Below are 16,619 nucleotides of genomic sequence, written 5' to 3'. Positions count from 1 at the left end.
CTTAACACTATGTCGAACTATGTAGGCTAAATAAGCCTAGAATTTATATAAATTATACAATGCTTATACATTAAGATTAAAATCTCTACACAAAGAATTGTATGTAATAATATATACGACTTTAAAGTGCCATGTAATTTCCTTAATATATCTGACAACAAAGCTTAGTCCATAATTAGTATAAATTTATACTAATTATAATTAAAAGTGGTTTAATCTTATGATTAACAAGACAACCCTATTTACTAAGAATAATACAAATCACCCTGAATTTTAATTTATCGGCTACACCTGAATAGAGTACACTTTAATACTATTTTACTTAGTTATTCTAATTTACGTCATATGCTGTTGAAACACAAGCAAGTAATTTATTAAAAACTACTTTGTTACTATTATTTTCAATGGCCTGGAATTCATCCTAATATGGACCACAATACTAGTTGTAACATGTAATTGTATTGCACTTTAACAATATATCAGTAATTGTTTTACCATATTGATTATTAGTATATTTATAATATAGTCATTATATTTTACCCTGGTATTTTATAATAATATATACAATAACATAAAGGTTTAATAAACTTTACAATTATGCTTTCAACTGATATTTTTATTTGAAATAATGATTGTAAATTGGGGTTTAGATTCTTCCCAACAGTTGGTAAAATCGGTCTTTTTTCCTTTTCACTCACACTTTAATACATGAACAAAACCCTACTCATGAGTCCAGTACTCATGGTCAGCCTGTTGCAGCAGGTGTCTGCTCAGGACCGGAGTATTTCTGGAAAAGTCACCGATCGTCAGACTGGTGAAGGGCTACCAGGCGTAACGGTATTGCTAAAGGGCACTACTAACGGCATTTCCACTAATTCTGATGGTTCATACAATTTAAATAATGTACCAGCAAGTGGGGGCACTCTAGTTTTTAGTTCTGTAGGCTACGTTTCTGTTGAGCGTCCTATAGGCTCAGAAAACACGCTTAGTATTGCTTTGGCCACAGACTCCAAGCAATTAAGCGAGGTAGTAGTAACTGCACTCGGTATTGAGAAGGATACGCGCTCTTTAGGCTATGCAACGCAAGAAATCAAGTCAGAGCAAATTTCTCAAAAATCGGAACCCAACGTTCTGAATGCTTTACAAGGTAAAGTATCTGGTGTTACTATCACCAACTCAAGTGGCTTACCAGGAGCTTCTACCAACATCAACATACGAGGGATTACTTCCCTTCAAGGCAGCAACCAACCACTATTTGTTGTTGACGGCATTCCTATTAGCAACAACCTCGACCGCACAAATGGTGGCTCTCTTGGAACGTTAGGTGGTGCACAAACTGCCAACCGCGCAGTTGATATTGACCCTGAAACTATCGAGAGTATCAACATCTTGAAAGGGCCAGCAGCAGCCGCTCTGTATGGTTCGCGAGCCGCAGCAGGGGCAGTTATCATAACGACTAAGTCAGGACGTAGTGCAAACAAGAAGCTAGAAGTTACGGTAACATCTGGCCTAGCCTTGCAGCAAGTTTATGGCATTCCTGATTTTCAGAATGACTATGGCCAGGGTTTAAACGGTATCAACCAGACACAGCTACCAGGCGCCAATGGTCTTCCTTTACTGGGTGATATAAACACAGGTAGCACAGCTTCTTGGGGACCTCGTTTTGGCAGCACGCCTACCATAGAAAATGGTTTGCTCCTTAATGATCGTACCTTACTACCTTATCAAGCTTATAAAGACAATATCAAGGACTTTTACCGCACTGGTCGATTGCTTACCAATGGCGTCAATCTCCGCGGTGGTACTGCTGAGCAAAACTTCGTTCTTGGCGTCAATCATACTGACCAGAAGGGTATTGCAGAATTCAATGAGTTGGAACGCCTCAATATTAATTTAGGAGGTAATACAACATTAATTAATAAGCTCAAGGCTGGTGCTTCAATGAATTTTGCTAGCTCGGATCAGCTGGGCTCAGCAATTGGCAATGGAAGTAGCGCGTTTGGCACTTTGGTTAACGTCCCACGCAGCTATAATCTACAAGGCTTACCTTATAAGAATCCTATTACGGGACGTAGTGTTTTCTTCTCTGGTACTGATAACCCGCTTTGGAACCGGGAATTCGTTCAAACAACTTCGAAACTCACTCGTTTTTTCGGTTCGGCCAATGTGAGCTATGACATCACCCCGTGGTTGAATGTGCTTTATCGTGGGGGTTTAGATACTTATACAGACCGTCGTAAAGGCATCTTTACACCGGGAGCTGCTCGCGTACCGTCGGGGCAGGTGCTCGATGAAGTATACTATCGGAGCGAGTTTACCGGTGACTTCATTGCAACTTTAAAGAAAGATAATATTCTTACAGAAGGCTTGAACGCAAGCTTGTTACTTGGCCAGCAAGTAAATTCTCGCCGCTTTCAACGTATATCATCTCAAGCTGATAACCTGCTCGTCTCGGGCTTTCCGAATTCCTCGGTTGCCTCAGTTTACTCGAATGGAACGGGTGAGGAAACTTCCCTTCGTCGTTTGCTAGGATATTATACCTCTTTGGATTTATCCTACAACAACTACTTGTTCTTGACCTTAACTGGCCGCGTTGACGAGTCGTCTACGCTTCCTAAGAAGAACAATACATTCTTTTACCCTTCTGCAAGTGCTGCCTTTGTATTTACGGATGCGCTTGGGATAGAGTCTGACTTGCTTTCCTATGGCAAAATAAAAGGTGCTGCAGCTCAAGTAGGACGGGATACAGATCCTTATAACTTAAACACCACCTACGCAGTAACGCTCCTAGGCAACAACGTTGCTAGCTTGAACTTTCCCTTAAATGGATTAGGAGGCTTCACTTTGAGCAACACTCAAGGTAATCCAAATCTTAAGCCTGAGTTTACACGCTCATTTGAAGGTGGTCTTAACTTAGGCTTGTTCGCTAATCGCCTGAGTATTGATGCTACATATTTCTACCAGACGAGCCGCGACCAGATTATTCCATTGACGACGCCAGCTTCAACAGGCTTCCTTCAGCGCACAGCCAACGCTGGCCGGTTGGATAACAAAGGCATTGAAGGATTAGTCACCCTTGCTGCAGTAAAGGGCGGTGATTTCACTTGGGATGTTACGCTGAACTATACGCGTATTCGCAACAAGGTTGTCTCGCTGATTGAGGGAGTTGAACGCTCTTCAATCAATGGTAATGCTTTCACTGGTACTATTCCGTCTTTCGTCGTTGGCCAACCCTATGGTGTTATTGTAGGTGGTAAAAAACCAACGTCTCCCGACGGACAATATATTATCAACCCACTTACAGGTCTTTTTGCGCCTGATGTAGCTGGCCAGATAATCGCTAATCCAAACTTCGATTGGCAAGCAGGTCTGAATAATACCTTCAGCTACAAAGGTATAGGTTTGTCGTTCTTGATTGACACCAACCAAGGTGGAGACGTTGTTTCGTTTACAAACAACTTCTACAAGAACAATGGTGCACTAAAAGAAACAGGTGTAGACCGTGAGCTTCCACGGGTTATTCCAGGGGTTATTGAAACATCTAATCCTGACGGAACCAAGTCGTATCGTCCCAATAACATTCAGGTAAGCGCACAAGATTACTGGCGGTCTTTCGGTTTGCAAAGCGACTTAGGAGTGTACGACGCAACGGTATACCGCCTGCGGGAGGTAACGTTGGGTTACACAATTCCTAAACCTGTGTTGGAACGTCTGCCTTTCGGTGGGGTTACTATTTCGCTTTCAGGACGCAACCTATTTTACTACGCACCTAATGCAAACTTCGACCCTGAGTTGAACACGCAGGGCGCTGGTAACATTCGTGGCTTGGATATACAGGGCCCACCAAATGCTCGCACCTATGGTGTAAACCTTCGCTTTACTCTGTAACACTTTTGATAGAAATGAAATACCCTTCTTTTACTCGCTACATTGTAGCAGGAGTTCTGGTCTTTGCTGCTGCTAGCTGCGATAAAGACAAGTTCTTTGGTGATAATCTTAGCCCAAATAACCCCGCCACGGTGCCTCCAGGGGTGCTACTCGCCTCAATAGAGGCAAACACTGCCTTCACTTTTGGTAACACAATTGGCCGGGTAACAGAATCCTTCGTGCAGCATTATGCAGGAGCTGAAGGTATACAAGCCCCTGCTTACGACCGGTATTCAATTCGGGGGGAATTTGACAACGAATGGCAGTTCAACTTGTATGCTGGCTCCCTTGCCGATGCCCAAAATATCATTGACAATACAGCTACCACAGGACCTGTATTCACAGGCATTGCCAAACTTCTGAAAGCCTACAACTTCGGTTTAGTAACCGATTTGTGGGGTGATGTGCCATACTCGCAAGCACTTAAGATTACAGCTTTTGATAAGCCTCGTTTTGACAAGCAAGAAGACATCTACAAAGGGAATTCCAGCCTTGAAATTCAGAGCTTGTTTGACCTAGTACGAGAAGGCTTAGCTGATCTAGAGCAGCCTCCAGGATTAATTGTTCCAACTGCTTCAGACGATCCCATCTATGGAGGTAATGTAACTAAGTGGAAAAAGTTTGGTAATACACTTCTTCTGAAATTTGCTCTTCAAATAAGCAAGAAGGAGCCTGCATTGGCTGCATCCGTTATTAAAGAGGTTCTAGACAAAGGCGCTGGCCTCTATATATCGGACAACGCGGATGATTTTCAACTAGCCTTTGGCACTACTGTAGGAAATACGAATCCGTTTTACTCCTACAATATTACCAACCGTCCTAATGACCAAATAGCTAGTCAGCGCTTTATCGATAGCCTAAATCTGCGCAAGGATCCCCGTTTGCCGCGTTTTTATACCAACTCGCCTGCCAATGCCTTAGCAACCACAACAGACTTTGGCACTTTTACTGGTTTTAACAACGGTGGAAACGGAACTCCAGCAGCTGTAGCAAACCGGTCACGTTACAATACCTATATTCTAGGTGCTAGCGGTGAAGCTCCAGTTCGAATGCTAACTAACTTCCAAACCAAATTTATCTTGGCTGAAGCTGCATTGGTTCTTGGTACTGCTGGTGACCCACAAGCGCTGTTTACACAAGGTATCACTGCATCCATGACTAAAGCAGGAGTGGCAACAACTGATATAGCTGCTTATTTAAGCAATCCGGCTAACGCCCGTTGGGTAACTTTGCCTGGTACAGATGTTCAGAAGCGACAAAATAGAATCCTCACTCAAAAATGGATTTCTTTGCTAGGCAATGGTTACGAATCATGGAATGATTATCGCCGTACTGGTTTCCCACGTTTAGCCCCCGTGGAGAATCCTAGCTCCGACAGTCCAGTTATTCCACGCCGTTTCTTCTATACTCTCACCGAAGCGTCCTCTAACGCCACTCAAATTCCGTCGCCACAGCCGAATATTACCGCGGATGTATGGTGGGCGAGTAAATAAAGTGAGGTTGAGCTTTAAACTGCATTTGTCATGAAAAAGAATATAATTCGCTTTGTTACCCTCCTTCTATTGTCGATAGGCACCTTCTCTTGTGAGAAGGACTATGGCAATAAACTTGGGCCTCTTGAAGATAGTGTTGCTGATATTCCGGTGACTGTATCTAATGCCGCTTACTTTGAGCGAGTACCAATTATCACAACTTCAGTGGCTGCTGGTGGGCGGTTCGATATCACCCTACAAATTCCGGCTGGAAAAGGAAATATCAGGGAGATTACCCGAGTAGCAACTGGTACTACTCTTGCCAATTTAAATTCTTCAGCTCCATTTTCGCTGAATTTTAATACCACCACCCAAACAGCTAGCCCTATTGTAGGCAACGGGAGTAACGAAATTACTTTCTCTACATCACTAGCCGCTTACTCAGCTTACCGTACACGTTTAGCTACAGTTCCTAACTATTCTGCAGGTGTAAATTCAGCAGGCCCAGCTGCTACAGTTGCAATGTTGGGTACTGCACCAAACCAAGTTGTTGACGAGCGTACTCCAACCATTCTGCGGTATTGGTTTCTCATTACTTTGGAAGATGGAACCGAGATTGTCACCACAGAAGTGCGTGTTCGAATTCTGCCCTAGTTGAAGAAGCTTGTTTAGCAAAAAACCCTAATCATATCGATTAGGGTTTTTTGTTATTTCGAATCTGTTAACCTTAGCACTACCTCTTCTCCTTTCTCAGTGGGCTTCTGCAACCAGCTTATTATATTCTCTGCCGCTACCTTAGGCTCTACCAACTTCCCTTGCGCGTGCAAGTGAACGAATTTTGAAGCTTCACTAAAGCTACTTACATCCGCTTCCCGGATGTGCTCCTGCATGGCCGTATCTAGGACACCCGGCGATAAGCTGCGCAAGCGGATTCCGGAACCACGCAATTCTTGCTCTTTTTGAGCGGTGCGAGTGAGGGCGTCGAGGGCAGCTTTAGAAGCGCTGTAGGCTCCCCAGCCATCGACGGCGCGTTGGGCAGCACCGCTGCTGATATTTAGAATGGTGCGCTGAATGCTGGTTTGTGGGCTGTAGGCACTCAGAAACATATTCATCAGCATCGCCGGCGCAATTACATTGACGCTGAAGACAAACTCAAAATGCTCGCTCTTATGCTCGCCTAAGTAACCAATGTCGCCTAGAACTGCGGCGTTGTTGATCAAGGTGATGCTGCTAGCATTGGGGCAGGTTGGAAATACTTTGTGCAGATTGTTTTCAACTGCCGTAATATCTGATAGATCTAAGGGTTGGTGCTGGTACCGCTCGTGCTGGATGGTGGCGTGGCGCGAAACGCCTAGTACGTGCGTATCGGGTTGGCGTAAAACAGTTTCAGCTAGGGCCTTGCCAAGGCCACGGCTCGCTCCAGTAATGATGTAGTAGTGCATCCGTGAGAAAGGTAAAACAGGTGATGCCGCTCAACGGCAAGAAGAAGCCCCGCACTAGATACGCGGAGAGTCAACTTGCTGTTGAGCGGCATCACTTCTTTTACTACTTCAGCAGAAAAGCCTCAGAGAATGTATTGCGATACATCGCGGTTGCGGACCATACTTTGCAGGCGTTCATCTACCAGCTCGCGGGTAATAAGAATGCGGGCATTGGGACCAATAAGGTCGGGAACGTCGAAGAGGATGTCATTGAGCAAGCGGCTCATAACAGTATGCAGACGACGTGCTCCAATGTTCTCGACTTCTGCATTTACTTCGAAAGCTATTTCTGCCAGACGCTCTAGTGCGGAATCTTCGAAAGTCAAAAACACATCCTCGGCTTGCAACAAGGCTTCGTATTGCTTGGTGAGAGCATTTTTTGGGTCTTTGAGGATGCGGAAGAAATCATCCTTAGTCAGGCTTTGCAGTTCCACCCGGATGGGGAAACGCCCTTGCAGTTCGGGAATCAGATCAGAAGGCTTAGCGACGTGGAAGGCCCCGGCCGCAATGAACAAGATGTGGTCGGTGTTGATGATGCCGTATTTGGTGCTTACAGCCGATCCTTCAACTATGGGCAGTAGATCACGCTGTACCCCTTCACGACTTACATCGGGACCTCCGCCGCCTTTGCCGCTGCGGCTAGCCACTTTGTCAATTTCGTCGATGAAGATAATACCGGCGTTTTCGGCTTGGCGGATAGCTTCATCCTTTACCTCATCCATGTCGATGAGTTTGGCTGCTTCCTCATCGAGCAAGATCTTACGGGCCTCGGCAATGGTGACTTTTCGCTTACGGGTTTTCTTGGGCAGCATAGAACCCAGCATATCCTGCAAGCCAGCCAGAGAGGCTTCATCCATGCCAGGGGCACCACCTACTACGCCAATACCAGGAGTACCACCTTGCTGCACCTTGATTTCGATTTTACGGTCATCAAGCTCGCCATTGCGGATTTTCTCGCGAAACTTCTCGCGGGTGCGCTCATTCAATTCGTAATCGGAGTCGGGAACGGTGGTACTATCGGTTAAGCCACCGAATCCAACAGAGGTTTTGCTTACGGCACCGGCGCTACTTACTGGTGGAATAAGAGCATCCAGAATTAAGTCCTCAACGGCTTGCGCAGCCTGCACTTTCACAGCTTCCTTACGGCGCTGCTTTACTTGGTTCACTGATTGCTCCACTAGGTCGCGCACCATGCTCTCTACGTCCCGGCCCACATAGCCTACCTCCGTAAACTTTGAGGCTTCGACTTTGGTGAAAGGAGCGTCGGCAATGGCTGCTAGACGGCGGGCAATTTCTGTTTTGCCGACACCGGTAGAACCTATCATTAGGATGTTGTTGGGCACTATTTCGCGCTGCATGTCCGTGGGGGCATGCAAGCGGCGCCAGCGGTTACGAAGGGCAATAGCTACATGGCGTTTGGCTTCGTGCTGACCAATAATGTATTTATCAAGCTCGGCCACAATCTGAGCCGGGGTAAGAAAGCTGCTGGAATCAAGCATATCAAAAGAGCTTCAACAAAAAAATAGAACAGCGCTCTGCTTAGCTTAGTGCAGAACAGAACACTGGACTTGCAAAACAAAATACAGAGTCAAAACTACTGTGGACTACTGCGTTTTGGTGAACAGCGTGTTCAGGTTGCGGGCTACGGTGAAGTAATTAGCGGCCCCGCTAGCGTGTAGCCCGGCGCGGGTATAATCGAGTTGAAACTGACTAATACGTAACATCACGCCAAAAGAGACACCTGCCCCGCCGCTTGTATTGTCTAACCGCAATTCTCGGCGCTGCAAGTGGTTATAACCTACGCGCACATTCAGATTCTTACCAAGTATCAGTTCCCCTCCAACGGCAAAATGACGGGCAATTTTGTCGCCGAGCGTTTTTTTCTTTTTGACTTCCTCACCGCTCTCGTCGAGCTGACCGCGCTGGTTAGGGTCGAGGTAGACAATGTCGAGCTGCTGGAGGTGATGAGCCGTTAGAGAGAACCGTAGCGGCATGTGCTCAGGCTTAATAGAAGTCCCGATTTGCACATCGAGCGGCATAGGCTCCCGACCAGCGCCAGCATAGGGCTTAAGCTGGTAGCCGACATTGCGCGCCGTTAAGCCTACTGTAAAGTCCTGCTCAGGGTGCTTAAATACAGCTCCCACATCGGCCAATGCTGCCACCGAGTGGTTACCAGCAATGCCGGATATAGCCAACCGAGCCGTTCCAGCCACTGTGAAATTACCTTGCGTGTAAGAATCGGCTACGCTCAGAGCATACTCATTCACTGAGAACTCGCCGAGGGCGTTGCCGGCCGCATCGTACTGCTGGAAACTACCATAGCTCAGGTAACTCAACCCCACACCAAAACGTCCAGCTTTCTCGGTATTGAAAGCATAAGCGGCGGTGCTTTGCTTGATGTCGGCCAGATAGTCAACGAAGCTTAATGCTAGCCGACCATCCATTTCGGAGTTGAGCAGGGCCGGGTTGCTCAGGAACATGGTGGGGTCGGAGTCGCGCGACGATACGTTAACTCCACCTAAGGCGGCGGTTTTGGCACCAGGCGGCAGGTTCAGAAACGAGAAGGCCTGCTGGCCCCCAATCTGAGCCGTTGCGGCCGGGGCAAAACCCATTCCTAATCCCACAGATAAAATAGCAATAGCTCGGCAGTGTAGCAGTCGAATCATAAGAGCAAGATAGCGCGTTTGGGAGGCATTCCAGGGCTAAGACGCTTCTTGGGGTGTTTTATTGCACGCTCCAAACAAGATGCTCGTGCTGGTTTCTGCTAGGTGTACATCGGGTACATCAGCCAGAAACCAGCAAAGCATTTACTGCACTTCCACGCTCGATACTGGAGCGGCTACAGGCTCATCACGAACTACCAATTTCAGCGGGTGCTCGACCAGTTCATCCAGCAAGGCAACTTTTAGCACCTCGTCTACCCGGTCGGCATAGTGCACGGTTACTTCCTTGAGATATTCGGCCGGGATTTCCAGAATGTCCTTACGGTTCTTGCTGCACAAAATAATGTCGCGAATACCAGCACGTTTGGCGGCCAGAATCTTTTCCTTGATGCCACCTACAGGCAGCACCTTGCCCCGCAGCGTGATTTCACCGGTCATGGCCAAGTGGCTGCGGACTTTGCGCTGCGTGAACACCGAGGCAATGCTGGTAAAAATAGCAATACCGGCACTCGGGCCATCTTTCGGCACGGCCCCTTCAGGGAAGTGAATGTGCAAGTCGTATTGATCGAAGAGACGGTAATCAATACCCAGTTCCTCGGCTCGGCTGCGCAAATAGCTGAGCGCCGTAATAGCCGACTCCTTCATAACATCCCCGAGTTGCCCCGACAGCGTCAATTTGCCTCTACCCCGGCTCAGCAGGCTTTCGATAAACAGAATGTCACCGCCTACCGATGTCCAGGCCAAGCCCGTGACGACACCAGCCGTATCATTGTCCTGATAAATATCCCGGTCGAAGATGGCGGGCCCAAGTATTCGCTCAATATCCTTGGGCTCTAGCGCGGCTGGGAAAGCTTCGTTCATAGCCTTGCTCTTGGCGATGTTGCGCACTACCGCGCCGAGCTTGCGCTCCAAGCTACGCACCCCCGATTCGCGCGTGTAGTCGTCGATTACGCGCTGCAACGCCGCCGTGGTTATGGCTACATCTTTGGTGCTAAGGCCGTGGTCGGTGAGCAGTTTGGGCCACAGGTGCTTCTTAGCTATCTGGCTTTTCTCTTCCAGCGTATAGCCCGTCAGGTCGATGATTTCCATCCGGTCACGCAGGGCAGGCTGAATGGTATCGAGCGAGTTGGCGGTGGCAATGAACAGCACCCGGCTCAAGTCGTACTCCACTTCCAGGTAGTTGTCGGTGAAGGTGGAATTCTGCTCGGGGTCTAGTACTTCCAGCAGCGCCGACGAAGGGTCGCCGCGGAAATCGGAAGCTAGCTTATCGATTTCATCGAGTACGATGACGGGGTTGGAAGCGCCGGCTTTCTTGATCTGCGAAATGATACGGCCGGGCATAGCGCCCACGTAGGTTTTGCGGTGCCCACGGATTTCGGCCTCGTCGCGCACACCACCTAGGCTCATACGCACGTATTTGCGACCCAAGGCTTTTGCAATAGAGCGCCCCAAGCTGGTTTTGCCTACGCCAGGAGGGCCATATAAACACAGAATCGGCGCCTTCAGGTCCTGCTTCAGCTTAAGCACAGCTAGGTACTCGACTATGCGCTCCTTCACCTTCTCCATGCCGTAGTGGTCGGCATCCAGAATCTTGCGGGTGCGCTTGAGATTAAAGTTGTCTTTGGTTTGCTCGCCCCACGGCAAGTCCAGCAGAAACTCCACGTAATTAACCGTGAGCGGGTATTCGGCAGCCTGCGGGTTTACGCGGCTCAGCTTATCTAGCTCCTTATTGAAGTGCTTGGCAACAGACTCAGGCCATTGCTTCTGCTTGGCCCGCTGCCGAAACTTGTCTACGTCTTGGTCGGGACCTTCCGAGCCACCTAGCTCGTCTTGAAGCACTTTAATTTGCTGACGCAGGAAATAGTCGCGCTGCTGCTGGTCGATGTCGGTGTGGACCTTGCTCTGGATTTCGTGCTTGATTTCCAAGTGCTGAATCTCCTTCATCATCATTTCCAACAGCAAGGTGCCACGCTCCACTCCATCGTTGATTTCAAGCAGCTTCTGCTTCTGCCCTACTTCCACATTGATGTTAGAGCTCAGGAAATGCGTGAGAAAGGCCGGCGACTCGATGTTGTCGAGCGCAACCTGGGCCTCCTGCGGAATCTCGGGGTTGAGACGTAGCATCTTGGCAGCGGCATCTTTCAAGGACGCTACCAAGCCCTTCACTTCCTTGGTGTTCTTGGTTGGAAAAGTCTCCGAGAAATAATTGACCCGGGCCGTGAGGTAAGGCGTAGCTTGGGTTTGCTCTTCGATATGAAAGCGGCTTTGCCCCTGAATGATGATGGTAGTATTGCCATCGGGCAACACCAGCAGCTTCAGAATCCGGGCCATGGTACCCACCTCGTACAAGTCGGTGAGGCCAGGGTCGTCCTGCTGATTGTTTTTCTGAGCCACCACGCCCACGAGCTTGTCGCCGCGGTAGGCTTTGCGCACCAAACGCACACTTTTTTTGCGTGTAACCGTAACGGGCAGTACTACTCCCGGAAATAGCACGGTATTGCGTACGGGCAACAAAGGCAGCGTAGAGGGGGCCTCCTGCACCTCGAGAGGATTCTCAGGATCGGTTGCCACAATGGATACTACTTCAGCAGGGTTATCGGCCATCAATAAAAAAGACGAAGAAAAAGCGGGGGGAATAGCGGACATAGCAACGTAAAAGAACGAAGAGCAGAAGGCGGTGCCAGAATGACAGGAATATGGTGGGCAACCTCGCTCTTACGCAGGCGAACTTCCGAAGATACTAGTTTGACAAGTGTTGTGCCATGCTGCGCTGGTTAGGCGTTGGCAGGTGTCCCATCAAATAGCTTACCATATACCCGTCACTCCGGCAGATTGGTGACGTTACCATTTGCCAACAAGAATAAGAACGCGAGTACCTGAAAATTCCTATTTTTGAGCTTTACCGCGCCACGCCGTCTGGCTCCGGCGCAATTTATCATTATGCTTCGCTCTCTACGTACATTTTTATTGTTGTTGCTGATTGGATTGCCGGGTGTACTGTGGGCACAAAAAAACACCGCGCCTCTCCGCCAGCGGAAACTTTCGGACCGCACAGCGCGGCAGATTCGGCTGCGGGCCGATGCTACTCCAGTCTTTCCCAATATCAACCGTATTCCCTATTATGAGAACAAGAAGGAACTGCGTGCTATTCAGAAAGCAGAAAAGCGGCGTAATCTAGCGCAAGCTCGCGTATTGTTGGACGCCTACGTGCGCAAGTTCGGCATCGAAAATTTTGCTAAGGACACTCCCCTGCTCTGGCGCTTGGCCCAACTCTGGGAAAAAGCGGGTAAAGAAGAACTAGCTAAGGCCTACTTCCGCCTTGCCCTTAAGCATCACCGCCAAGACATCAAAAAAATTCAGCTCTACTACGACTCACTAGAGCAAAAAACGGCCGACCTGTACGTGCCGTTGAAAACGTATTACGACTTGGTGGAATACCGCAAGGGAATCGTCGCGTTTCGGCCGCCCAAAGGAGTGTACACTAACATGGGCGACGCTATTAATTCGCAAGCCGAGGACTATGGTCCTACCTTGAACTCGACGGCGGGCATGATGCTGTTTTCCTCGAAGCGAAAGATGCGCGGCATCCATGGCGTAATCGACGAAGACTTGTACGTGTCGCGCAAGGACGGCGAAATGTGGACCGAGGCCGAACCGCTGCCCAAACCTATCAACTCGCTTTATAACGAGGGTTCGGCCTGCTTCACCAAGGATGGCAAGACCATTTATTTTGCCCGCTGCGAGTGCCCAAGCTGCCATGGCAACTGTGACTTATTTACTTCTACCTTCAAGGATGGGCAGTGGACTGTACCTAAGAGTTTGGGAGCCCAAGTAAATTCAACGGCGTGGGATTCGCAGCCGACCCTTTCCCTCAACGAAGACACGCTGTACTTCGCCTCCGACCGGCTCGGGGGCTTCGGCTTATCAGATATCTGGTACACCTACAAAAACAAAAACAACCAGTGGGTGAAAGCTGAGAACATGGGCCCTGTGGTGAATACGCGGGAAAGTGAAGTTAGCCCGTTCTACCACCCTCTCTATAATGTGCTGTACTTCTCGTCGCGGGGGCAGTTGCTCAACTACGGCGACTTCGATATCTATAAGACGTACCGCGTGCAGGGCCGGTGGCAAGAGCCCAAGAACATCGGTCCACTCGTGAATGGCAAGGGGTCGGAATACTACTTCACCATCGACTCCGACTCGCAGAACCTGTACTATGCCCGCTCCGAGGAAAAGGACATGAAGAACTTGGACCTCTACTCCTTCCCCCTACCCATGGAGGCCCAACCGCTGGCCACCACGCACATCGAAGGCACCTTGGTTGATTCTGTTTCGCAGAAACCTCTGAACGGCATCGTCACCATCATCGATACCGATGATGGCATCGAGGTAGCCGCTAAGTACCTGCGGCCCGACGGCACCTTCGACTTCGATCTGATTGAGGGCTCGCACTACGTAATGCTGATTCAGAGCCCCGATTTTTTCAGCGTCGAGAAAAAGTTTGAATTGAAAGGCGACACCGTGCTGAAGCTCATGACGAACTCCATCGACTACGGCTTGCCTTTGATTTTCAAAAACATCGAGTTCGACCAAGACAAGGCAGGCATCCGGCCAGCCATGCACCCTACTCTCGACCGTATTGCCCTGTTCATGGTCGACCACCCGGAGTTCCGCCTCAACATTTCCGGCCACACCGATTCGAAAGGCGACCCGGACTTCAACGAGAAACTTTCGCAAGACCGAGCCGAAGCTATTCGGCGCTACATCGAGCAAAAAGGCAAGCTACAACCCAACCGCATCGAGAACCAGGGTTTTGGCAGTACGAAACCGTTGAGGGAAGAAGTGACGGAAGAAGACGCTAAAACCAACCGCAGGGTGGAATTCCGATTGATAAAACCAGATGCCGACAAGAAGGAAGCCGGCGGAGCGGATTGGAAATAAGAAGCGGTACTAAGCTACCGTTTAATGGCAGCTGCGAACAAATAAAAAGAGCCTCTACGTGCTGTAGAGGCTCTTTTTATTTGTTCGCAGACAGGGTATACCCTTTCTACCAAGTAATTTTTTGCTCCTGTTCTCCCTCCCGGAAAAGCACACTTTGCTTCTTTCCACTAGCCTCCAGATTCACAATGTTCATTTGGTCGGGGAAAGCAGAGAGCAGCAAGGAATGGCGCAAGTTGACACTAGTAACCGGCTTAGCCAATTTCACAGTGCAATACAGCCAGTGGGCATCATTTTCTTTTTGCATGCCCAGCAACTGTAATGGCAGTGCCTCTCCTGGCTTGGTTCCAAATACCACTGATTTGCGCAGCAAGTCAGTAGTTAGCTGCGTCACCAGCGGCTTGGGCGACTGATCGAGGTCAATAGAAGCGGAACGACCAGCCGAGAGGGCAGTTTCAAAATCGTCGGTGAATACTTTAAGAGCTATTTCAAGCTGTTGCTTTTGCGCATTGTAGCGCACATCCATAATACTAGCGTGGTAAGCATGCGCCCACGCCGTTAGGGTAGCAGCTAGCAATAACGGAAGCAGGAGCAGTTTGCGGAGCATGAGCGAGAACGGAAGGACAGGTGAACAACCTATTCTACTTCAGAAATACTTTAATCAGCGGCTTGAAGAGAACAAACACCATCAATGCCATAATCATGAGCGTACCCACCTTCTGCGCATTCTCCAGGAACTTGTCGGAAGGCTTACGACCAGCTATCATTTCGTAGAGCAGGAATAGTACGTGACCACCGTCGAGAGCTGGAATGGGAAGCAAGTTCATGAAAGCCAGCACCATGGAGAGGGAGCCGGTAAGCACCCAGAAACGCAGCCAGTCCCATTGCCCACCGTACTGCTGGGCAATTTCCACCGGGCCACCTAGCGAGTCGACAGCGGAGGCTTGACCTTTGAAAATCTTGGTAATGGCTTTTGCCTGCACCGCAATAATGCCGAAGGCATTTTTGATACCGAGCGGCACCGATTCCAACAAGCTGAAGTGGCGCGTGCTATAATGCAGCAACGGCTTCGGCTCGAAGCCCATTTTGCCAGCTGAGGTCACTTTCACAGTAAGGGTTTGCGGCTGGCCGTCGCGCACGATACCCACAGCAGTGGGTTTGCCTGCCTGCGCCAGCAAAGCCTTTTGCAGCTCATCGAAATACTGAATAGGCTGCTCCCCTATACGCACTAGCTTATCCCCAGCCTTCAGACCAGCATCGGCGGCAGGCTGCCCGGATACTACACGGCCCACTACAAATGGTACGCGAGGAGCAACAAATAAACTGTCGCCATTTGCGGTGAGCTTGTCCATAAAGCGGGACGGCAGGTTCAGATCAAGCAGCTTGCCGTCACGCTCAATGGTATAGAAGCTGTTGTCGCCGAGTAGGAAGTCAGGCGAACGTACTTCATCAAACTCTGTGAATGGGCGCCCATTGATTTTCACAATTTTGTCGCCGGTGCGGAAGCCAATTTCGCGGCCGAGGCCGTTGGGCACTATGCCATACCGAGCTTCTGCTGCTGGCAAATAGCTTTCCCCCTGGATATAAGTAAGGAGGGTGAAGACCACAATGCCTGTAATGACATTCATGATGATGCCGCCCAGCATTACAATCAGGCGCTGCCAGGCTGGCTTAGCACGGAATTCGTCGGGCTGCGGCTCGGCTGCCAAAGATTCGGCATCCTGAGTTTCATCGATCATGCCATGAATAGCCACATAGCCCCCCAAGGGGAACCAGCCAATGCCATATTCGGTGCCGCCTACTTTCTTTTTAAGCAAGGCGAAGTTGAGCACATTGGGTAGTGGAAACAGGAAGTCAAAGAAGATGTAAAACTTATCGACGCGAATCTTAAAGTATTTGGCTGCGGCAAAGTGTCCGAACTCATGCAGGCCTACCAAAAGGGAAAGGCCCAGCAACAAGTTGCCGATCATGATAAGGGTTTCCAAGAGGGATTAGGTAATTAGGTGATGAAATGACAGTCTGTTCAGACGGCAGGACAGGTGACAAGGTAATAGATGACGTGTACCGGTATGGAAGCAAGACAACAACAAGAACGCTCCATGCTTGTCACTCTTCACTTAACTACTCGTCAGCTTTTT

General features: G+C 49.1%; 10 protein-coding genes. 4 read left to right on the top strand and 6 right to left on the bottom strand.

Annotated features, from left to right (window positions below):
* Window positions 1-708 precede the first annotated feature (708 nt).
* From P1X16_RS18995 to P1X16_RS18985, 3 genes are read left to right on the top strand one after another with little or no spacing between them, the layout of a single operon-like run.
* Window positions 709-3,888, top strand: a complete 3,180-nt coding sequence (locus P1X16_RS18995) for a SusC/RagA family TonB-linked outer membrane protein (RefSeq protein ID WP_277232247.1) — start codon at window positions 709-711, stop codon at window positions 3,886-3,888.
* Between the two features lie 14 nt (window positions 3,889-3,902).
* Entirely contained in the window at window positions 3,903-5,420 is a 1,518-nt protein-coding gene (locus tag P1X16_RS18990) for a SusD/RagB family nutrient-binding outer membrane lipoprotein (RefSeq protein ID WP_277232245.1), read from the top strand.
* A gap of 30 nt (window positions 5,421-5,450) precedes the next feature.
* Window positions 5,451-6,053 (top strand): hypothetical protein, encoded by a 603-nt coding sequence (locus P1X16_RS18985; protein WP_277232242.1) that lies wholly within the window; start codon window positions 5,451-5,453, stop codon window positions 6,051-6,053.
* Between the two features lie 53 nt (window positions 6,054-6,106).
* Here the strand turns inward: P1X16_RS18985 and P1X16_RS18980 are convergent, their stop codons facing one another.
* From P1X16_RS18980 to lon, 4 genes are all read right to left on the bottom strand, one after another.
* Window positions 6,107-6,841 carry an SDR family NAD(P)-dependent oxidoreductase gene (locus P1X16_RS18980; protein ID WP_277232240.1) on the bottom strand — a complete coding sequence of 245 codons (735 nt, stop codon included), beginning with the start codon at window positions 6,839-6,841 and terminating at the stop codon, window positions 6,107-6,109.
* Between the two features lie 122 nt (window positions 6,842-6,963).
* Entirely contained in the window at window positions 6,964-8,379 is a 1,416-nt protein-coding gene (gene hslU, locus P1X16_RS18975; protein ID WP_277232237.1) for an ATP-dependent protease ATPase subunit HslU, read from the bottom strand.
* A gap of 105 nt (window positions 8,380-8,484) precedes the next feature.
* Complete coding sequence (gene porQ, locus P1X16_RS18970) at window positions 8,485-9,546, bottom strand: type IX secretion system protein PorQ (protein ID WP_277232234.1); 1,062 nt, start codon at window positions 9,544-9,546, stop codon at window positions 8,485-8,487.
* Between the two features lie 141 nt (window positions 9,547-9,687).
* Window positions 9,688-12,189, bottom strand: a complete 2,502-nt coding sequence (gene lon / locus P1X16_RS18965; protein ID WP_277232232.1) for an endopeptidase La — start codon at window positions 12,187-12,189, stop codon at window positions 9,688-9,690.
* Window positions 12,190-12,483: 294 nt separating this feature from the next.
* Between lon and P1X16_RS18960 the strand changes: the two genes are divergently transcribed.
* Complete coding sequence (locus P1X16_RS18960; protein WP_277232229.1) at window positions 12,484-14,484, top strand: OmpA family protein; 2,001 nt, start codon at window positions 12,484-12,486, stop codon at window positions 14,482-14,484.
* A gap of 106 nt (window positions 14,485-14,590) precedes the next feature.
* Here P1X16_RS18960 and P1X16_RS18955 read toward each other — a convergent pair whose 3' ends face one another.
* Complete coding sequence (locus tag P1X16_RS18955; RefSeq protein ID WP_277232226.1) at window positions 14,591-15,088, bottom strand: DUF6702 family protein; 498 nt, start codon at window positions 15,086-15,088, stop codon at window positions 14,591-14,593.
* Window positions 15,089-15,122: 34 nt separating this feature from the next.
* Window positions 15,123-16,466, bottom strand: a complete 1,344-nt coding sequence (gene rseP, locus P1X16_RS18950; RefSeq protein WP_277232223.1) for an RIP metalloprotease RseP — start codon at window positions 16,464-16,466, stop codon at window positions 15,123-15,125.
* Window positions 16,467-16,619: the final 153 nt, after the last annotated feature.

This window comes from Hymenobacter sp. YC55, from assembly GCF_029433095.1.
GTDB lineage: Bacteria > Bacteroidota > Bacteroidia > Cytophagales > Hymenobacteraceae > Hymenobacter.
The sequence above is the reverse complement of the archived record's forward strand: the minus strand, read 5'-3'. Positions and strand labels throughout refer to the sequence as shown.

Coding starts and splice junctions, on each gene's coding strand:
- P1X16_RS18995 (WP_277232247.1), top strand. CDS start 709: ATGAACAAAACCCTACTCATGAGTCCAGTACTCATGGTCAGCCTGTTG.
- P1X16_RS18990 (WP_277232245.1), top strand. CDS start 3,903: ATGAAATACCCTTCTTTTACTCGCTACATTGTAGCAGGAGTTCTGGTC.
- P1X16_RS18985 (WP_277232242.1), top strand. CDS start 5,451: ATGAAAAAGAATATAATTCGCTTTGTTACCCTCCTTCTATTGTCGATA.
- P1X16_RS18980 (WP_277232240.1), bottom strand. CDS start 6,841: ATGCACTACTACATCATTACTGGAGCGAGCCGTGGCCTTGGCAAGGCC.
- hslU (WP_277232237.1), bottom strand. CDS start 8,379: ATGCTTGATTCCAGCAGCTTTCTTACCCCGGCTCAGATTGTGGCCGAG.
- porQ (WP_277232234.1), bottom strand. CDS start 9,546: ATGATTCGACTGCTACACTGCCGAGCTATTGCTATTTTATCTGTGGGA.
- lon (WP_277232232.1), bottom strand. CDS start 12,189: ATGTCCGCTATTCCCCCCGCTTTTTCTTCGTCTTTTTTATTGATGGCC.
- P1X16_RS18960 (WP_277232229.1), top strand. CDS start 12,484: ATGCTTCGCTCTCTACGTACATTTTTATTGTTGTTGCTGATTGGATTG.
- P1X16_RS18955 (WP_277232226.1), bottom strand. CDS start 15,088: ATGCTCCGCAAACTGCTCCTGCTTCCGTTATTGCTAGCTGCTACCCTA.